The sequence below is a fragment of the Streptomyces sp. NPDC025833 genome, from assembly GCF_055558055.1.
Window position 1 is genome coordinate 1 of record NZ_JBVHNF010000028.1, and the last position, 14,746, is coordinate 14,746.

Annotated in this window: 17 protein-coding genes and 2 pseudogenes; 9 read left to right on the top strand and 10 right to left on the bottom strand. The window is 73.0% G+C overall.

Going from position 1 to position 14,746, the window contains the following annotated elements; all coding sequences use genetic code 11:
* Positions 1 to 369 precede the first annotated feature (369 nt).
* Together ACZ4K2_RS34375 and ACZ4K2_RS34380 are read right to left on the bottom strand one after the other, a co-directional pair.
* On the bottom strand, positions 370 to 651 hold the full coding sequence (locus tag ACZ4K2_RS34375) for an NUDIX domain-containing protein (RefSeq protein WP_467480299.1): 282 nt from the start codon (positions 649 to 651) through the stop codon (positions 370 to 372).
* Positions 641 to 988: pseudogene (locus tag ACZ4K2_RS34380) on the bottom strand (diacylglycerol/lipid kinase family protein); the annotation flags it as partial. The pseudogene ACZ4K2_RS34380 and the gene ACZ4K2_RS34375, both read right to left, overlap by 11 nt.
* Positions 989 to 1,302: 314 nt before the next feature.
* Between ACZ4K2_RS34380 and ACZ4K2_RS34385 the strand changes: the two are divergent.
* Positions 1,303 to 1,389, top strand: a pseudogene (locus ACZ4K2_RS34385) (MarR family transcriptional regulator); the annotation flags it as partial.
* A 4-nt stretch (positions 1,390 to 1,393) separates the two neighbouring features.
* On the opposite strand, the gene ACZ4K2_RS34390 reads toward ACZ4K2_RS34385, so the two are convergent.
* Positions 1,394 to 1,930, bottom strand: coding sequence for a phosphatase PAP2 family protein (locus ACZ4K2_RS34390; protein WP_467480297.1), 537 nt, complete (start codon positions 1,928 to 1,930; stop codon positions 1,394 to 1,396).
* A gap of 268 nt (positions 1,931 to 2,198) precedes the next feature.
* On the opposite strand from ACZ4K2_RS34390, the gene ACZ4K2_RS34395 reads away from it, so the two are divergent.
* Positions 2,199 to 2,642, top strand: a complete 444-nt coding sequence (locus ACZ4K2_RS34395; RefSeq protein ID WP_467480295.1) for a glutaredoxin domain-containing protein — start codon at positions 2,199 to 2,201, stop codon at positions 2,640 to 2,642.
* Positions 2,643 to 2,691: 49 nt separating this feature from the next.
* On the opposite strand, the gene ACZ4K2_RS34400 is transcribed toward ACZ4K2_RS34395, so the two are convergent.
* Positions 2,692 to 3,006 carry a hypothetical protein gene (locus ACZ4K2_RS34400; RefSeq protein WP_467480293.1) on the bottom strand — a complete coding sequence of 105 codons (315 nt, stop codon included), beginning with the start codon at positions 3,004 to 3,006 and terminating at the stop codon, positions 2,692 to 2,694.
* A 69-nt stretch (positions 3,007 to 3,075) separates the two neighbouring features.
* The gene (locus ACZ4K2_RS34405) at positions 3,076 to 4,194 is read right to left on the bottom strand and encodes a PP2C family protein-serine/threonine phosphatase (protein WP_467480291.1); all 1,119 of its coding nucleotides are present in this window, start codon (positions 4,192 to 4,194) and stop codon (positions 3,076 to 3,078) included.
* A 162-nt stretch (positions 4,195 to 4,356) separates the two neighbouring features.
* Here ACZ4K2_RS34405 and ACZ4K2_RS34410 point away from each other — a divergent pair, with 162 nt between their 5' ends.
* Both ACZ4K2_RS34410 and ACZ4K2_RS34415 read left to right on the top strand, forming a co-directional pair.
* The gene (locus tag ACZ4K2_RS34410; protein ID WP_467480290.1) at positions 4,357 to 5,061 is read left to right on the top strand and encodes a helix-turn-helix transcriptional regulator; all 705 of its coding nucleotides are present in this window, start codon (positions 4,357 to 4,359) and stop codon (positions 5,059 to 5,061) included.
* 32 nt (positions 5,062 to 5,093) lie between these two features.
* Positions 5,094 to 5,597: a DUF3291 domain-containing protein gene (locus ACZ4K2_RS34415; RefSeq protein WP_467480288.1), complete on the top strand. Its 504-nt coding sequence runs from the start codon at positions 5,094 to 5,096 to the stop codon at positions 5,595 to 5,597.
* A 202-nt stretch (positions 5,598 to 5,799) separates the two neighbouring features.
* On the opposite strand, the gene ACZ4K2_RS34420 is transcribed toward ACZ4K2_RS34415, so the two are convergent.
* Entirely contained in the window at positions 5,800 to 5,973 is a 174-nt protein-coding gene (locus tag ACZ4K2_RS34420; protein WP_467480285.1) for a CsbD family protein, read from the bottom strand.
* A 217-nt stretch (positions 5,974 to 6,190) separates the two neighbouring features.
* Between ACZ4K2_RS34420 and ACZ4K2_RS34425 the strand changes: the two genes are divergently transcribed.
* The 3 genes from ACZ4K2_RS34425 to ACZ4K2_RS34435 all read left to right on the top strand — a co-directional run bounded on the left by ACZ4K2_RS34425 (position 6,191) and on the right by ACZ4K2_RS34435 (position 7,618).
* Entirely contained in the window at positions 6,191 to 6,361 is a 171-nt protein-coding gene (locus tag ACZ4K2_RS34425) for a DUF5670 family protein (protein ID WP_059247750.1), read from the top strand.
* Between the two features lie 259 nt (positions 6,362 to 6,620).
* The gene (locus ACZ4K2_RS34430; RefSeq protein ID WP_467480283.1) at positions 6,621 to 7,118 is read left to right on the top strand and encodes a hemerythrin domain-containing protein; all 498 of its coding nucleotides are present in this window, start codon (positions 6,621 to 6,623) and stop codon (positions 7,116 to 7,118) included.
* A 107-nt stretch (positions 7,119 to 7,225) separates the two neighbouring features.
* Positions 7,226 to 7,618: a DUF2267 domain-containing protein gene (locus ACZ4K2_RS34435; RefSeq protein ID WP_467480281.1), complete on the top strand. Its 393-nt coding sequence runs from the start codon at positions 7,226 to 7,228 to the stop codon at positions 7,616 to 7,618.
* Positions 7,619 to 7,671: 53 nt separating this feature from the next.
* On the opposite strand, the gene ACZ4K2_RS34440 is transcribed toward ACZ4K2_RS34435, so the two are convergent.
* The 3 genes from ACZ4K2_RS34440 to ACZ4K2_RS34450 all read right to left on the bottom strand — a co-directional run bounded on the left by ACZ4K2_RS34440 (position 7,672) and on the right by ACZ4K2_RS34450 (position 11,784).
* A complete protein-coding gene (locus tag ACZ4K2_RS34440) occupies positions 7,672 to 8,097 on the bottom strand; it encodes a DUF6003 family protein (protein ID WP_467480279.1) in 426 nt (141 codons plus the stop codon).
* Positions 8,098 to 8,265: 168 nt separating this feature from the next.
* Positions 8,266 to 10,455, bottom strand: coding sequence for a SpoIIE family protein phosphatase (locus tag ACZ4K2_RS34445; protein ID WP_467480277.1), 2,190 nt, complete (start codon positions 10,453 to 10,455; stop codon positions 8,266 to 8,268).
* Positions 10,456 to 10,902: 447 nt separating this feature from the next.
* A complete protein-coding gene (locus ACZ4K2_RS34450; RefSeq protein WP_467480275.1) occupies positions 10,903 to 11,784 on the bottom strand; it encodes an NmrA/HSCARG family protein in 882 nt (293 codons plus the stop codon).
* 102 nt (positions 11,785 to 11,886) lie between these two features.
* Here ACZ4K2_RS34450 and ACZ4K2_RS34455 point away from each other — a divergent pair, with 102 nt between their 5' ends.
* Positions 11,887 to 12,366 carry a MarR family winged helix-turn-helix transcriptional regulator gene (locus tag ACZ4K2_RS34455; protein ID WP_467480273.1) on the top strand — a complete coding sequence of 160 codons (480 nt, stop codon included), beginning with the start codon at positions 11,887 to 11,889 and terminating at the stop codon, positions 12,364 to 12,366.
* Between the two features lie 288 nt (positions 12,367 to 12,654).
* Positions 12,655 to 13,314 (top strand): hypothetical protein, encoded by a 660-nt coding sequence (locus ACZ4K2_RS34460; RefSeq protein ID WP_467480271.1) that lies wholly within the window; start codon positions 12,655 to 12,657, stop codon positions 13,312 to 13,314.
* A gap of 70 nt (positions 13,315 to 13,384) precedes the next feature.
* Here the strand turns inward: ACZ4K2_RS34460 and ACZ4K2_RS34465 are convergent, their stop codons facing one another.
* Positions 13,385 to 14,731: an ammonium transporter gene (locus tag ACZ4K2_RS34465; protein ID WP_467480269.1), complete on the bottom strand. Its 1,347-nt coding sequence runs from the start codon at positions 14,729 to 14,731 to the stop codon at positions 13,385 to 13,387.
* Positions 14,732 to 14,746: the final 15 nt, after the last annotated feature.

Here is a 14,746-nt window from a genome sequence, read left to right on the forward strand (position 1 = left end):
GCTCCTGCTGTACCGCCTCTTCACCGGGCGGCGGTCGCGCTGACCGCGACCGGCGATCCGCGTCCGTCCGTAGCCGCATTACTTGCCCGGGCCCGAGTCCGGACGCCGCATGTGGGACTCCGTATCCGGACAGCGAAACGGAACGGCATCGGCCCCGGGGCTTCGCCCCCGTGACCGGTGCCGTTCGCCGTTTCCCGGCGACAGAAGACGGACTGCCGCAGGTCAGCGCGCTGGAAGCGACCGAGGTGGTGGCTGGGAGACGAACAGCGGGCGTGTCCGGGCCAGTCATCTCACCGAGGGCGTCGGCGCTCCCCGCACCCGCGGGGACGGCTCCGGGACCGACTGCGGCAAGGAACCCAGGCAGTGTGCTCACCGGGGCCGCAGGGGTGGTGCCTGTTCGGGCGTCGTTGGGCGGGTGTGTCCGCGGGTGGGGGTGGGCGTTAGGGCTGGGCGGGGTTCGCGGTTATGGGGTTCTCCGGTGTATCCGGTGAGTGTGTAGAAGGGGCCGATGCGGTCGGGGGTGCCGTCGCCTTGGTGATGGATGAGGGTCTGGGCCAGATTGAGGGCGCCGGGAAGGGCGTTTAGGCCGGTTTCCTCGGACAGTTCGCGTACGGCGGCCTGGGCGGGGGTTTCGCCGGGGTAGGGCGGCATACGCTCCGAACGACACGTTGTTGACGAACACCCGATTGCCGGCGTGCCCAAGGTCCACGCGCAGCTCGACGCCGTCCGTGAGGGCCTCCAGCGCCGCTGAGGGATCTACCCGGTCCAGGCCAAGGCCCATCGCGAAATGATTGCGAGTACCCGCCGGAATCACCAGGAAAGGCAAGTGGCTCTCCGCGGCGACCTCGGCGACAAGCGCCTGCGTGCCGTCTCCGCCGGCCACCCCGAGCAGATCCGCGCCATCATCCACCGCGCGTCGGGCGACAGCCGCCAACTCCTGCGGCGGGCAAGGGTCGATCACGAAGACCCGGGCCCCGAACGCACGGGCTAGAGCTGCGTCGGCGTCTGCTCCGGTTGTCGGCCCAGTGATGTCGCGCCTGTACTGGCGTGTTCTCGCAGGCATGGGCGCCGCACGGTGCCCGTCATGTCCGGCCGGCTGCCTGATCCGCGCCGCCTGCGGGCGATCCTCGAGCACCTGGAGCGGCAGGTCGCCGAAACCGACGACCATCGGCATCCCTCTGCGGCTCCAGCGCGACCGGCCGACGGCAGCCACGAGTGCCCACCGAGTCCGACGCGCTCGACCGATCGGCACCGATCACTCCCACGCCGGCCCAATCACGGCCTCATGAGCAAGGACCAGGGTTCCTCGTCCTCTGGTGGGTCGGTGTCTCCCCGGAAGGCATGGAGTCGCTGCGAGCCACCGGTGCGGACATCGCCAAGCGCGTGGGGCCGGTCACGAGAGCCGGCCGCGCAGCGCCCGCACCGGTGCGCGCCGGGCGACCCAGGCGCTGACCAGGCCGGTCACGGCGCCCGCGGCGACATCGCTGGGATAGTGCGCGCCGCTCTGCACCCGTTCGACCGCGACCAGCGCGGCCGGGACCGCGCACAGCATCCCCATGGCCGGCCAGGCGGGGAACACGGCCGAGGTGAAGGCCGCGGCGGCCGCCGTGTGCCCCGACGGGAAGGAGGACGACTCGGGACGGTCGTCGACCTCGTCGTGCGGGATCCACTCCTTGGGCGGCCGGGGCCGGTCGGCCACTTGCTTGCACAGCCCGTTGGAGAGGAACTGCGCCAGTGCCAGCGCCGCCAGGCCCGCCCCGGCCGCGCGGCGCCCGCGAGGGCCGCCGGTACAGGCCATCACCAGGGCCGCACCGCACCACAACTTGGAACCCTGCGCGCACTCCTCGACCGCCGACAGGGTCCGGTGCACGCCCGGCGGGGCGGAGGCGGCCAGCCACTGGGTCAGGCGCCGATCGGTCTCACGCATCATCACCCGCACTGTCATGAGCTGCGGATATCCCCGTGACGCCCACGCCATGCCTGCGAACGGGCACGGTCCGTGGCCTCGCCGGACCCGGTCGGCGGCGTCCGCGGGTGCCCGGGGCCAGGGCCGCGCCCAGGAGCCGGGTCCGCCGGCCGGGTCCGAGGCGCGCGCCGGCCCACGGTCACCTCGCCTCGCAGGTTCCGCCCGGTCCCGCTCGCTTCGCCTGATCCGCCTGGTACCTCGCGCCGTTCGACCGCCCGGTACCCTGCGTCGCATGATCCGCGTGTGGACCCTGCCCCTGTTGTTCGTGCTCTGCGGCTCGGCCCTCGCCACCGAGTCGGCCGTCCAGGGCAAGACCGGCACCGCCGCGGTGCTCCTGCTGCTCTTCGTGGTGCTCGCGGGCGTGAACTCGCCCCTGGCGTTCCCCAGGTCGCTCGGCGCGCAGGAGGCGCGCCGCCGCAGCGCGGCCGACGGCCGGCCGGTCGTCTACTGGCGGCCGGGCTGCACGTACTGTCTGCGTCTGCGCTTCCGCCTGGGCGGCGGCGCCCGCCGCGTGCACTGGGTGGACATCTGGCGCGATCCGCAGGGCGCCGCGGAGGTGCGGGCGGTCAACGACGGGAACGAGACCGTGCCGACGGTCGTCGTGGCGGGGCGGTCGTACACCAACCCCGATCCCGCCTGGGTGCGCGAGCAGCTCGCCCGCCCGCGTGAGCGGTGAGCGTGCCCGTCCCCGGTGCGCGTGAGCGGTGAGTCGGGCGGGTGTGCCGTCAGACCGCCGAACTCCGTAGATAGGCGGGCAGGACCTGCCGGATCGCCGGATCGGACGTCCAGCCGGCGGCGGGCAGTTCGTCGGCGGTGACGGTCGACCGGTCCCCCTTGTCGGTGCGGACGACGGCGCGGAACGTGTCCCCGTGACGAGCCGACCTGTTGGCGAGGTAGCCGGCCAGGAGCGCCCGGCCCAGCTCGGCGGGATCGGCTCCGGTGGTGGCGCGTCCGTGGTCCTTGCAGATCCACACCCGGCTGAACGGCTCGTGCCACTGGATTTCCCACCGCAGACAGCCGGCGGTGTCTTCGCAGCTCATGAAGGTGATCCTGCCCCGAACCACGACCCGGTGACGTCGATACCGGCGGGTACTGTCCGAAAGCCACCGTCACAGGCCGTGGTGCGGACCGGGGACGCGGCACAGGGCGATGACCGCGGCGTCGTCGTCGAGGCGGCCGCCGGCGTGGGAGAGCAGGTCGCTCCTGAGGTGGTGCACGAGTTTCTCGGGGGTGCTCCCGGCCCACAGGGCGGCCCGCTCCGCGAGGGGGTAGAAGGCGCGTGAGGAGTCGCGCGCCTCGATGACACCGTCGGTGTAGAGCAGGAGGGTGTCGCCCGGTTCGAAGGAGAACACGTCGACGGTGTAGGCCTCCGGGTCCGGTCTGCCGATGCCGAGCGGGGGCGCCGGGTGCACGGGGACGGTGACCGCGCCGTCCGGACCGAGCAGCAGCGGCGGGGGGTGCCCGCAGCTGATGATCCGGGTGACGCGGTCCTCCTCCGGCACCTCCACCAGCAAGGCGGTGGCGAACCGTTCCCCGGTCTCCTCCTCGCGCTCCAGCTGGTGCAGGTTGCGGGTCACGCTCCTCTCCAGGGCGGCGGCCAGCATGGGCAGGCCGGCGTGCTCGTGGGCGGCCTCCCGGAAGGCGCTGATGAGCAGGGCGGCCTCGCCGATGGCCGGCAGCCCCTTGCCGCGCACGTCACCGATCAGGATCCTGACGCCGGAGTCGGTGGGTGTGGCGGCGTACAGGTCGCCACCGATCTGCGCCTCGTCCTCGGCCGCCATGTACAGCACGGCGATCTGCACGCTGCCCAGTTCCTCGGGCAGCGGCCACAGCAGGACGTGCTGGGTGGCCTCCGCGATGGAACGCACCCGGGCGAGCTGCCGTTGGTGGCGTTCGCGTGCCGCGCAGAAGAACACGATCAGGATCGACAGCACCGCCAGGGCGAGGACCTGCACGACCACGTTGCGCGAGAACAGCATGCCGAAGTGCCAGCCGACGTACGCCTGTGCCGCCACGCTGAGGAACCCGACCAGCGCGGTCAGCCGGGGGCCCGCGAAGGCCACGGTGAGCGCGGGGGCGATGACCAGCAGCGGGCCGAGGTGCACGTCCTCCGGGACCAACTGGTCGACGGCCGTGATCACCAGGATGAGCGCGACCGGGATCGTTAGGAGAGCGTGGTTCGACCGCCGCGGCCGCCAGACCCGGGCCCAGCCCTGCCGGGTGTCCATGCCTCCACACTGCACCGCGGCCGGGTCACCCGGCGAGCCGATCACCGGCCCGATCGGCCGGCCCGGCGCGCGGCGAGGCGGGGGGACGGCGGACGCGCGCGGGACGGCGGGGCGCGCCTCCGCCCTTCTAACTCCAACCTGCGTTGTTCCTAGACTGGGCGCATGGAGGACATCGACGCGATCGCGACGCTGCAGGACCCCGTACGGCGCCGCCTCTACGAGTACGTGACGGCCCAGGGCCGCGAGGTCGGCCGCAACGAGGCCGCCGAGGCGGCCGGGGTGACGCGCTCGCTCGCCGCACACCATCTGGACAGGCTGACGGAGGCCGGGCTGCTGGAGAGCGGCAGCCGGCGCCTCACGGGCCGCTCGGGCCCGGGGGCGGGCCGGCCCGCCAAGGTGTACACGCGGGCCCGGGCCGAACGGACGGTGTCCCTGCCCGCCCGCGACTACCGCACCGCCGCGGAACTGCTCGCCGAGGTGGCCGAGGGGGCCGGGCTGGACGCCGGGCTCAGCGCGGCGGCCCGTCGCCGGGGCGAGGCCCTGCGCGGCTCGGCGGCGCCCTGCGGCGACGTCGAGGAGGCCATGGAGATGCTGGCGGCCCGCGGCTACGAACCGCACCTGGAGGCCACCGGGGACGCCGACGGCTCGGACGCCGGGGAGTCTGCCGGGGAGGGCGCGCGCGTCGTCCGGATGCGCAACTGTCCCTTCCACGCCGTGGCCGAACGCTTCCCGCCCCTCGTCTGCGGCATGAATCTCGCGCTGCTGGAGGGGCTGCTGGGTGCGGACGGACCCGTCAGTGCCCGCATGGACGCTCGGCCGGGGGAGTGCTGCGTGGTGGTGGAGCCTTCTAAAAACAATATTCATTGACATAGAAAACGGGGGCGTGCTGGGATGTGGTCATGACCGCATCCCAGCACGCCTTCCACCTCGCCCAGCTCAACGTCGCCACACTCCGCCACCCGCTCGACGACCCGCGTGTGGCGCCGTTCGTCGAGATGCTCGACCCGGTCAACGCCGCCGCCGACGCCGCGCCCGGATTCGTGTGGCGGCTCGTGGAGGAGGGGGAGGCCGACGCCACCCGCCTGCGCCCCGCGGGCGAGCACGTCATCGTCAACCTGTCGGTGTGGGAGACCCGGGACGCCCTGTGGGACTTCTCCTACCGCAGCGGGCACCTGGACGTGATGCGGCGGCGCCGGGAATGGTTCGAGCGGAACGTGGAGGCGCACCTGGTGCTCTGGTGGGTGCCCGCCGGGCACCTCCCGACCGTCGAGGAGGCCCTGGACCGGCTGGCGGGGCTGCGGGCGCACGGACCGTCCCCGCGCGCGTTCACCTTCACTTCCGCCTACACCGCCACCGAGGCGGCCCGGTCCGAGCGGGATCCCCGGCCCGCGGCGACGGTATAGGGGCGCCCCGCGCCCCAGGCGCTGCCGTACGGCACTCCGTCCGCCATGACCTCCCGTGTCCCGCGCGCGAACCGCGCCCGCACGACGGGGCGCGGGCCGGACGCGTCCGACGGGCTCGCCGCGTCCCGGACCGGGGGCGCGGACATGCAGAACGGGGGCGCTCCCGGTGTCGAGAGCGCCCCCGTTGCCCGTGTCCCGGCCGTCAGTGCCGGCCGGTGTCCTTCAGCGACTCCTTCGCCTCGCGGGCGTTGCCCGCGGCCTCGGCGGCGTGTCCCTTGGCGACCAACTTCCTGTTGCCCGTGGCACGTCCGGCGGCCTGGGCCGCCTTGCCGACTGCCTGCTCGGCCTTGGCGCGGGCCTTCTCACTGGCGGACATGCTGCTCACCTTCCTCGGTGCCGGTGTCGACTGCTGGCTGTGCGCATGACCCCTCACCGTCCCGGTAAACACCACGACTTGAACCTCCGGCGCCATCCCCGCGACGGCGGTCCGTGCACGCGGCGCGCGCATGCCCTCCACCACGTGGAAGTAACGCGGAATGTGTGTGCTTGCGCCGAGGAAGCGGGGGCATGCGGTGGCCAGGAGGTTGATGACAATGGTTCCCCTGCTTCTGGTTCTTCTGCTGGCTCTGATCCTCTTCGGCGCGGGCTTCGCCCTGAAGGCGCTGTGGTGGATCGCGGTGATCGTGCTCGTGGTCTGGCTGCTCGGCTTCGTCGTCCGTTCCGCGGACAGCGGCGGCCGTAAGGGCCGCTGGTACCGCTGGTAGCCGCGCACGCCTGAGCGCCGCGGCGCGGACGGCACGTCAACAGGTCCCGGCCGGGAACGGCCGGGACCTACGTGTGTGTCCGCATCGGCCGGGGCGCCGGTGGCCGAAGCCCCGTGGCTGAGGGGGCATCAGATGTGCGCTGCCGCACCGGGACCCTGTGTGACCTGGGTGAGTCGGGCAAATGGGGCAAAGGTCGGAATTTGCGGCAATGGTCCGGGTATCGGGAGGTGACAGTCCCTACGAGGAGGAGGCACATCCCATGACACCGGAACAGGACGTCGTCGAGATGATCCTCGCAGATCACCGGAGGCTGGAAGATCTGCTCCGCCTGATGCGCAGTTCCGAGGCCGACCGCCGGACCGCGCTGCACGACTTCGCCCACCTGATGATCGCTCACGGAGAGGCCGAGCGCACCTCCGTGCACCCCGTCCTCGCCACCTTCGAGGAAACCGCCACCGTCGAGCACATCGAGGCCGCGCACCAGGAGGCCGTCAAGATCGTGTTCGCGCTCCTCCAGGTCCGCGAGGTCGGCTCCGCCGAATGGGACTGGAGGCTGGGGCAGTTGGCCCTGGCCACCGCGCGCCACTCGGACGAGGAGGAGCGCATCCTCGTCAACTGGGCGCGGGAGAGCCTCAGCCGGCGGTGCCGGGAGGAACTCGGCGCCGGTTTCGCCCGGACCGAGGACGACCTGCTGACGGCACGGTGCGGCAGCGTCGCCAACGTGCACCGCATCGTTCGCACCGCCGCGCCCGCGTGATGCCCCCCGCCCCCCGGAGCCCCGCCCCCCGGAGCCCCGCCTCCGGGAGCCCCGCCGGCCGTGCCGTACGGCCCGCCGCGAGCAGGAGACCGACGACAGGAGCTGCCATGGAATGGAGCCTGGACACCTTCCTCACCCAGGTCACCGAACGCGCCGGCTACGACCGGACGCAGCAGGGGGCCAGAGCCGTCCAGAACGTGCTGGAGGTCCTCGGCGCCCACCTGGTGGGCGACGACCGCACCGACCTGGCGGCCCTGCTGCCGGACGGGTGCGGCCCATTGCTGACCGCGAGCGAGCCGGCCAACGAGCCCCTGACGCCTGCCTCGTTCGTGCAGGCGGTGGCCTGCCGCAGCAACGAGGACCTCGCCGAGGCCAGGCGCGAGATCGACGCCGTGCTCCCCACCCTCGCCGAGGTCGCGGACGCCGCCCTGTTGCGCCGCCTCCTCACCCAGCTTCCGCCCGGGCACGCCGGCCTGTTCGGCTGCACGGACCCCGGCTGACGGGCCGGACCGCCCCCTTGCCGGCACCGCGGGGCCGGCGGGGGAGCGGCGGGTCAGTCGCCGACGGCCTGCACGATGTCCTGGGGGTCCAGGCCGGTGAGCTGCGCGATGCGCGGCGCGGGGATGCCGGCGGTGATGGCGCGGTGCACCAGCGACTGCCAGTCCTGGGTGGTGTCCCGGAAATCGAGCAGCTCCGCCTCCAGGTCCGTCACGGACGCGGGAGCACACGCGTGCTCGACCCGCAGCGTCTCCTGCTCGCTGAGCGGAACCGGCAGGCGTTCCGCGTCCTCCGGGATGAGCACCTCGGCGCCTGCCGGAACGATCCTGACGCGTTCGGAGGAAGCGGGGATCCCGTGGGCCTGGAGCCAGCCGTGCACCGCGGGGCTCCCGGCACACTCCAACTCACCGACCGCTGACAGGGCCGCGCCCAGACGCGGATGACGCTCGGGCAGGACGAACAACAAGGCATCGTCGGCCATGGCCAGGACACCCCTCCTTGAAGACACCGGACAGGAACCTCATCACTATTCCCTCAGAAGACGATCTGCCCGCATCGGCACCGCCCACTCACCCGGCGGGATGGCCGTACCGTTCACCTGTACGCATCGCGGGCCCTCGCCCGGGGGTTCCGCGGGGACCGGTCCGGTTCACGTGTCGTTGTACATGTCGACCCAGACCGTCTTGCCCTGCCCGGTGGGGATGTTGCCCCACTGGGTGGAGAGGGCGTCGACGAGGAGCAGACCGCGGCCGTGCTCGGCGTGCCGGCCGCTGTCACCGGCGTGGGCGGGCAGCGGGGGAGTGGGGTCGGTGTCGCGCACTTCGAGACGGAGGTGGTCGGGGAACTCGCGCAGGCGGAGGTCGACGTCGCTGTCGGCGTGGACGAGGGCGTTGGTGACGATCTCGGAGGTGATGAGCTGGAACCGGTCGATGAGGTCGTCGAGCCCCCAGGTGTGGAGGCTGTCGGTGATGAACTGCCGGGCGGACCTGACGGCGTCGAGATCGTGGCGGCGGCAGTGCATCCCGGTGATACGGCGGCCGGAACCGGGCTGGGGCCCTTCGTAGTACGCGATGAGGAGGGCCACGTCGTCGTGGTGGGTGGTGTGGGCGCCGGCGTGGCGGATCAGGTGGTCGGCGAGCTGGTCGAGAGCGGGCGGTGGCGGGGTGAGGAGGTTGCGGGCCCAGGAGTTGGTGTCGAGCCGCCGGGTCTCGGTGAGCCCGTCGGTGTAGAGGAAGAGGAGGGTGCCGGGGGCGAGGGGGGTGTCCGTCGTGCCGTACTCGGTGTCGGGGTCGATGCCGAGGGGGATGCCCGCGGGCGGCGCCGGGGTGGTGAGCGTCCCGTCGGGGGTGCGGATGAGCGGCGGGGGGTGGCCGGCGAGGGCGGTCTCCGCGGTGCCGGTGGTGGTGTCGAGGCCGATCACGCAGCAGGTGGCCATGAGGCCGGTGTCCAGCTCGCTCAGCAGGCGGTTGGCGCGGGTGAGCACGGCGCCGGGGGAGTGGCCCTCGGTGGCGTAGGCCCGTACGGCGCTGCGCAACTGGCCCATGACGATGCCGCTGTCGACGCCGTGGCCTTCGACGTCGCCGACGACCAGGGCCAGGCGCCCGCCGGACAGCGGGATCACGTCGTACCAGTCGCCGCCGAGTCCCGAGGTGGACGGGGCGGGGACGTAGCGGGCGGTCGTGATCATGCCGGGCACCTCGACGACATCGCGGGGCACGAGTTCCTCGCGCAGGTTCTCGGCCAGCCGGCGGGTGCTCTCGGTGAGCGTGGCGCGTTCGAGGGCGGGGCCGAGGAGATCCATCATCAGCAAGGCCACGGCCTGTTCGGCGGGACCGAAGGCGCGGGGGTGGGAGAAACCGAGGGTGCAGACGCCCAGGGGGCGGCCGCCGGCCAGGACGGGCAGGCAGGCGATGCCTTCGAGGCCGTCGTCGACGGCGTGGGGGTACGACTTCAGGAGCGTGGACCGGTCCTCGGCGTAGACCGGGGTACGGGTGAGCAGGGCGTCGGCGTCGGGGCGGTGCGGGGTGGCCGTGGCGCCGTGGTGGAGCCGGAGGGCGGCGGCCGGGTACCCGCTGTGCCCGGCGACCCAGAGCCGGCCGTCCTTGCACGTGTGCACGACGAAGGCGGAGGCACCGAACGGCGTCATGACACGCTGCCGGACGACGGCCATGACGTCCTGGACACTCGTCGCCTCGTTCAGCTCGGCGGCCAGCCGGTGGACCTGGTACATGAAGCCGGCCTCGGCGGAACCGGGGCAGCCGGGCAGCCCCCAGCCGGTGCCGCCACCGGCGTCCGGGCGGTCCGCCGGCGGGTGCGGCCGGACCGGGAGCAGGGCGGGTTTCGGGCCCGGGCGCATGTCGGTGCCGTGCCCGGCCATGACGTCGAGGGCCCGGCCGAGGGCGGCGGCCGTCTCCTTCAGCCAGCCGGTCTCGCGGGCGGGCAGGAAACGGGTGCGCGGGGGGACCCAGACGCACGCGAGGACCCCGACCCGGCCGCGCGCGGTGTCGAGGGGCACGGCGACGACCGAGTACGGGAAGGGGACGCGCGCGGCGAGCCGGAGACCGGGCGGGTGGGGCGTGGGGAAGCCCGCCGTGGCCGTCTCCCCCGTGCGGTAGGCGGCCGCCGTGGCGTAGGGGGAGTCGACGTCGACCCGCTCGGGCATGGCGAAGAGGGCCGGCTGGGAGCCGCCGATGACGGCGCCGTGCAGGGTGCGGTGGTCCTCACCGATCAGGTAGGCCAGGCCGGCGTCCGCCCCGAGCCGTTCGATCACGGTCTGCACGGTGGCGGCGAGCGCGCGGTCACGGCACAGGGCCGGGTGGGTGTCCCTCTGGTGGATCATGACCGTGCCCCCACGTCGTGGCCCCGTCCCCGGGGGTGGGACGTTCGGTTGTCGGGCGCCTTTCCTCCATGCTCCCTCCGGCGGGGGAGCGCCGCACAGCGATGGCGGCGGCCGATCGGCAGGGGCGGTCGCGCGGCCGGCGGGCGTGCCGGGCGCCGCGGGCCCGTCCGGCCGGCACCTCCGCGGGGCGTCGTGTCCAGCCGAGTTCGACGGCCGGCGTTCGTCACCCCTTCCAGCTGGCGGCTCATGCGCTCCAGGACACGGACGGCCGTGCGGTACTCCTCCGGGGAGCGGCTCGGGCTGTTCCGGACGACGTTGCGGACCTGCCAGGTGATGCGGGTGGGCCCGAACTCCTCCGGCATGCCCTTCATGTGGCGGGTGAGTGCCTCGCCGGTGCGGTTGAGCCGGTAGCCGATCGGTTTCATGTGCTCTGCTCGATGCCGGGCGTCACCGGTGTGCGGGCGCCGCGGACAGGAGGGCGGGCCAGTCCTGGGCGACGGCCCAGTCGGTGAAGCCGTGCCAACCGACCTCGGGGTGGTCGCGGCGCAGCCCGCTGACGTCGACGTCGAGACCTACGGTGCCGAAGTACTCGAACATGGCCGCCAGGTCGGCCGACCGGGTCCGGACATGGGCGAGGGGTACCTCCCGGTGGGCGACCGGGAGACCGGTGGCGGTCGTGAGGATCTCCGCCGTCTGGGCGGGGGTGCGTGCGTCGGAGGCGATGTCGATGCGGTGGCCGGTGAACTCGTCGCGGCGCTGGAGGACCAGCGCGGCGAAGGCGCCGATGTCGGCGGCGGGGATGAGCGTGAGGGGCTGGTGGGCGGGCATGGGCCAGGCGAAGGTGCCCTCGCGCAGTCCGTCGAGGGTCCAGCCGGTGGTGTAGTTGTCCATGAACGCGGCCGGGGCGATCACCGTCCAGGGCACTCCGGCCGCCCGCAGGTGCTGCTCGACCTGGTGTTTGCTCTCGTAGTGCGGGATGCCGGTGCCTCGGTCGGCGTGGGCGGCGGAGGTGAACACGATGTGCCCGAGGCGGGCCTGTGCCGCGGCATCGACGAGGGCTCCGCCCTGCCGGACCTCGGTGGCGGTGTCGGTGCCGAACGGGGTGGTGACCGCGAAGACCGAGTCCACTCCCGTGAGGGCGGCCGCCAGCGAGGGGCGGTCGTCGAAGTCGGCGTGGTGAACCTGGGCGCCGAGGGCGCGCAGGGAATCGGCGGCGGGTGAGGCGGGCCGGCGGGTGAGCGCCCGCACGTGGTGTCCTGCCGCGAGCAGGGCGCGGGCGGTTGCCCCGCCCTGGGCTCCGGTGGCTCCGGTGACGGCGACGGTGAGCATGGTTCTCCAACACGTAGGATTGCTGCGCGACACATTGACTGCGCCACGCAGGAGATTAGGGCAATATGCTGCGCCGCGCAGCGATTTGGAGGTGCGACCCAGATGACGGACTCACGTCGGGCCCGGCTGTACGAGGAGTTGTCGAGGGAGTCCCGTCGCTACCTGGCGGCGTACGTGCTGTTCAACCAGGCCATCGCCGACCATCTCGGACTGCACCCGACCGACGTGCAGTGCCTCAGTCTGCTGACGGTGGAGCCCGGGCCGCTCACGGTCAGGCAGGTCGCCGACATGACGGGCCTGACCACGGGCTCGGCCACGCGCCTGGTCGACCGGCTCGAACGCGGCGGCTACGTGTCCCGCGCCCTCGACCCGCGGGACCGCCGCCGCGTGCTGGTCAGCCCGGTACCGGACCGCATCGCCCGGGTCACGGCGGTGTGGGACGACCTCTACCAGACCTGGCAGGGACTCCTCGACGACCACACCGAGGACGAACTGGAGGTGATCACCCGGCACATGCGACGGGCGCACGACCTCAGCCACGCCCAGATGCGACACCTGCGGTCCCGGCCCGAGCCGGACTGAGCCCACCGCGGCGGCCGGGGAGCCGCGGCTGCCGCGGAACGCCGGGGCCGAGCCGGCGGAGCCGTCCGTGGCGCGGGCCGGCGAGGCCGTCGCGCACCGCCTCCCGTTCGGCTTCCCGGCGGGCGGCCGGTCGCCCGACTGGGTCCTCGGACGCGCACGCCGGTGCACATGTCGGCACAGTGGGGTGCAACTGTGGGACGAGCGCGTGGAGCGGGACGGTGGCACGTCGGCCCCGGCCGGAGCGCGCCGGCCGCGGGAGACATCCACACAGCGGTCCCGGGAGGATCCGTGCACGACAAGCCGCTCAGCAATCTCGTCAGCGACCTGCTGCGCCTCGCGCCGCACCCCGCACGCGGCGCGTCGCGCCGTCCCGGTCCGGACCGGTTCGGGCTGGAGGAGTCGAAGGTCCTCGGTTTCGTCGACGGCACCCTGGACCCGGAACAGGAGGCGAGGCTGGCGGAGGAGGTCGCCGAGGTCCTGCCCCTGGGCTGGTCCCTGTCCCCGCGGGCCAAGGAGCGCCTCAGCCAGGTCACCGACCACCTCGGCGGCGAACGCCGGTTGCTGGAATGGCTGGACGGCCACCCCGGGCTGCCGCGGCTGACGGCACGGCTGTTCGCCCTGACCGGCAACCTCGACCGGTACAGCGACGATCCCGCGGTCGTCGAGGCGCTGCGCTCCTGCCGGGGCCGTCAGCCGCTCCCCGCCCCCCTGAAGGGCGTCCTGCCCCCGGAGACCGGCGTGGAGACGCTCGGCGACATCGCCTACCGCATCGACGAACTGCTCTTCGAGCACCGGACGCAGGACGCGACCCGGCTCGCCCTGGCGGCGACGGACTGGATCAGGGACGCCACCCGGCAGGCGGCGAGCCCGGCACCGGTCATCAGTGAGGTGGGGGACCTGATGACCCACCTCGGCGAGGACATCGGCGAGGCCGCCGCCCCCGCGTAACCACGGCCGTCCCGTTCCCGTACGGCCCCGGCCGGTCCGCGGACACGCACCGACCGGGGCGCCGGACCCCTCATCCCTCCCGGTGGTCCCGCAGCAGCCGGCGGATCTCGGCCAGCGTCTCCCGGTCGAGGCCCTGGCCACCGGTCGTCAGGGCGTCCAGACGTTCGGCGGTGCGCAGGTCGTAGGCGCGTTCCTCGTCCTCCCCCGGCACCGCGGAGTACGTCTCCTTCTCCGCGAAGCCGACGACGACGTCGACGGCCTTGGCGATGATCCAGGTCAGCACGAACGAGTAGCCGGCCACGGCGAGAACGGCGACGATCTGCCGCCACAGCAGGGAGCCGCCGCCCCCGTAGAAGACACCCTGCTTGCCGCTGACGCTCGACGTGGCGAACAGGCCGACCATGATCAGGCCGACGAGGCCGCCCGCCCCGTGCACCCCGACGACGTCCAGGGTGTCGTCCACGTTCAGCCGGTACTTCAGGGTGACGGCGAACGCGCAGACGCAGCCGGCGACGAGCCCCGTCACCAGGGCGCCGGTGGGATCGATCTCGCCGCAGGCCGGCGTGATGGCGACCATGCCGGCCACAGCCGCGGAACCGACGCCCATCATGGTGACCCGCCGGGTCCGCCAGTACTCCACCAGCGGCCAGGTGACCATCGCGCCGGCCGCGCCGAGCTGGGTGTTGATGAACGCGGTCGCGGCGGTGCCGGTGTCGCGGAGGGCCGATCCGGCGTTGAAGGCCAGCCAGCCGAACCACAGCAGGGCCACACCGATCATGACCAGCGGGATGTTGTTGGGCCGCGGTTCCTTGCGCCGGAAGTCGTCCGGGCCCCGGATGACCAGCGCGACGGCCAGCCCGGCGATGCCCGAGTTCAGCTCCACCGGCAGGCCGCCGGCGAAGTCCAGCGCGCCCAGGTGCGCGGTGATCCATCCGTTGCCCGCGTCGAAGACCCAGTGCGCGATCGGCGCGTACACGATCAGCAGCCACAGCACCGAGAAGACCAGCCATCCCCGCATCGTGGCCCGGCCGGCGATGGATCCGCTGATCAGCGCCACCGTGACGATGGCGAAGCCCATCTGGAAGGTGGCGTACACGTAGGTGGGGATGGAGCCGGTCAGGGTGTTCGGGGCGATGCCGCGCAGCAGGGCGTGGTCGAGGTTCCCGATGAACCCGGCGCCGCCCGCGTCCGGGCCGAAGACGAGCGAGTACCCGAGGAGGTACCAGAGGATGCTCACGAAGCACAGCGAGGCGAAGCTCATCTTGAGCATCACCAGGATGTGCTTCGTGCGGACCATGCCGCCGTAGAAGAAGGCGAGGGCGGGAGTCATCAGCAGCACCATGGCGGCCGCGGCCAGCATCCAGGCGGTGTCGCCGGAGTCGTAGGCGGGGGGCATGGGGGCGGGTGCGGTGATCACGGCAGGGTCTCCTCG

Coding starts and splice junctions, on each gene's coding strand:
- ACZ4K2_RS34395 (WP_467480295.1), top strand. CDS start 2,199: ATGATCCGCGTGTGGACCCTGCCCCTGTTGTTCGTGCTCTGCGGCTCG.
- ACZ4K2_RS34445 (WP_467480277.1), bottom strand. CDS start 10,455: ATGATCCACCAGAGGGACACCCACCCGGCCCTGTGCCGTGACCGCGCG.
- ACZ4K2_RS34400 (WP_467480293.1), bottom strand. CDS start 3,006: ATGAGCTGCGAAGACACCGCCGGCTGTCTGCGGTGGGAAATCCAGTGG.
- ACZ4K2_RS34420 (WP_467480285.1), bottom strand. CDS start 5,973: ATGTCCGCCAGTGAGAAGGCCCGCGCCAAGGCCGAGCAGGCAGTCGGC.
- ACZ4K2_RS34415 (WP_467480288.1), top strand. CDS start 5,094: ATGACCGCATCCCAGCACGCCTTCCACCTCGCCCAGCTCAACGTCGCC.
- ACZ4K2_RS34450 (WP_467480275.1), bottom strand. CDS start 11,784: ATGCTCACCGTCGCCGTCACCGGAGCCACCGGAGCCCAGGGCGGGGCA.
- ACZ4K2_RS34435 (WP_467480281.1), top strand. CDS start 7,226: ATGGAATGGAGCCTGGACACCTTCCTCACCCAGGTCACCGAACGCGCC.
- ACZ4K2_RS34410 (WP_467480290.1), top strand. CDS start 4,357: ATGGAGGACATCGACGCGATCGCGACGCTGCAGGACCCCGTACGGCGC.
- ACZ4K2_RS34405 (WP_467480291.1), bottom strand. CDS start 4,194: ATGGACACCCGGCAGGGCTGGGCCCGGGTCTGGCGGCCGCGGCGGTCG.
- ACZ4K2_RS34430 (WP_467480283.1), top strand. CDS start 6,621: ATGACACCGGAACAGGACGTCGTCGAGATGATCCTCGCAGATCACCGG.
- ACZ4K2_RS34440 (WP_467480279.1), bottom strand. CDS start 8,097: ATGGCCGACGATGCCTTGTTGTTCGTCCTGCCCGAGCGTCATCCGCGT.
- ACZ4K2_RS34375 (WP_467480299.1), bottom strand. CDS start 651: ATGCCGCCCTACCCCGGCGAAACCCCCGCCCAGGCCGCCGTACGCGAA.
- ACZ4K2_RS34425 (WP_059247750.1), top strand. CDS start 6,191: ATGGTTCCCCTGCTTCTGGTTCTTCTGCTGGCTCTGATCCTCTTCGGC.
- ACZ4K2_RS34455 (WP_467480273.1), top strand. CDS start 11,887: ATGACGGACTCACGTCGGGCCCGGCTGTACGAGGAGTTGTCGAGGGAG.
- ACZ4K2_RS34390 (WP_467480297.1), bottom strand. CDS start 1,930: ATGATGCGTGAGACCGATCGGCGCCTGACCCAGTGGCTGGCCGCCTCC.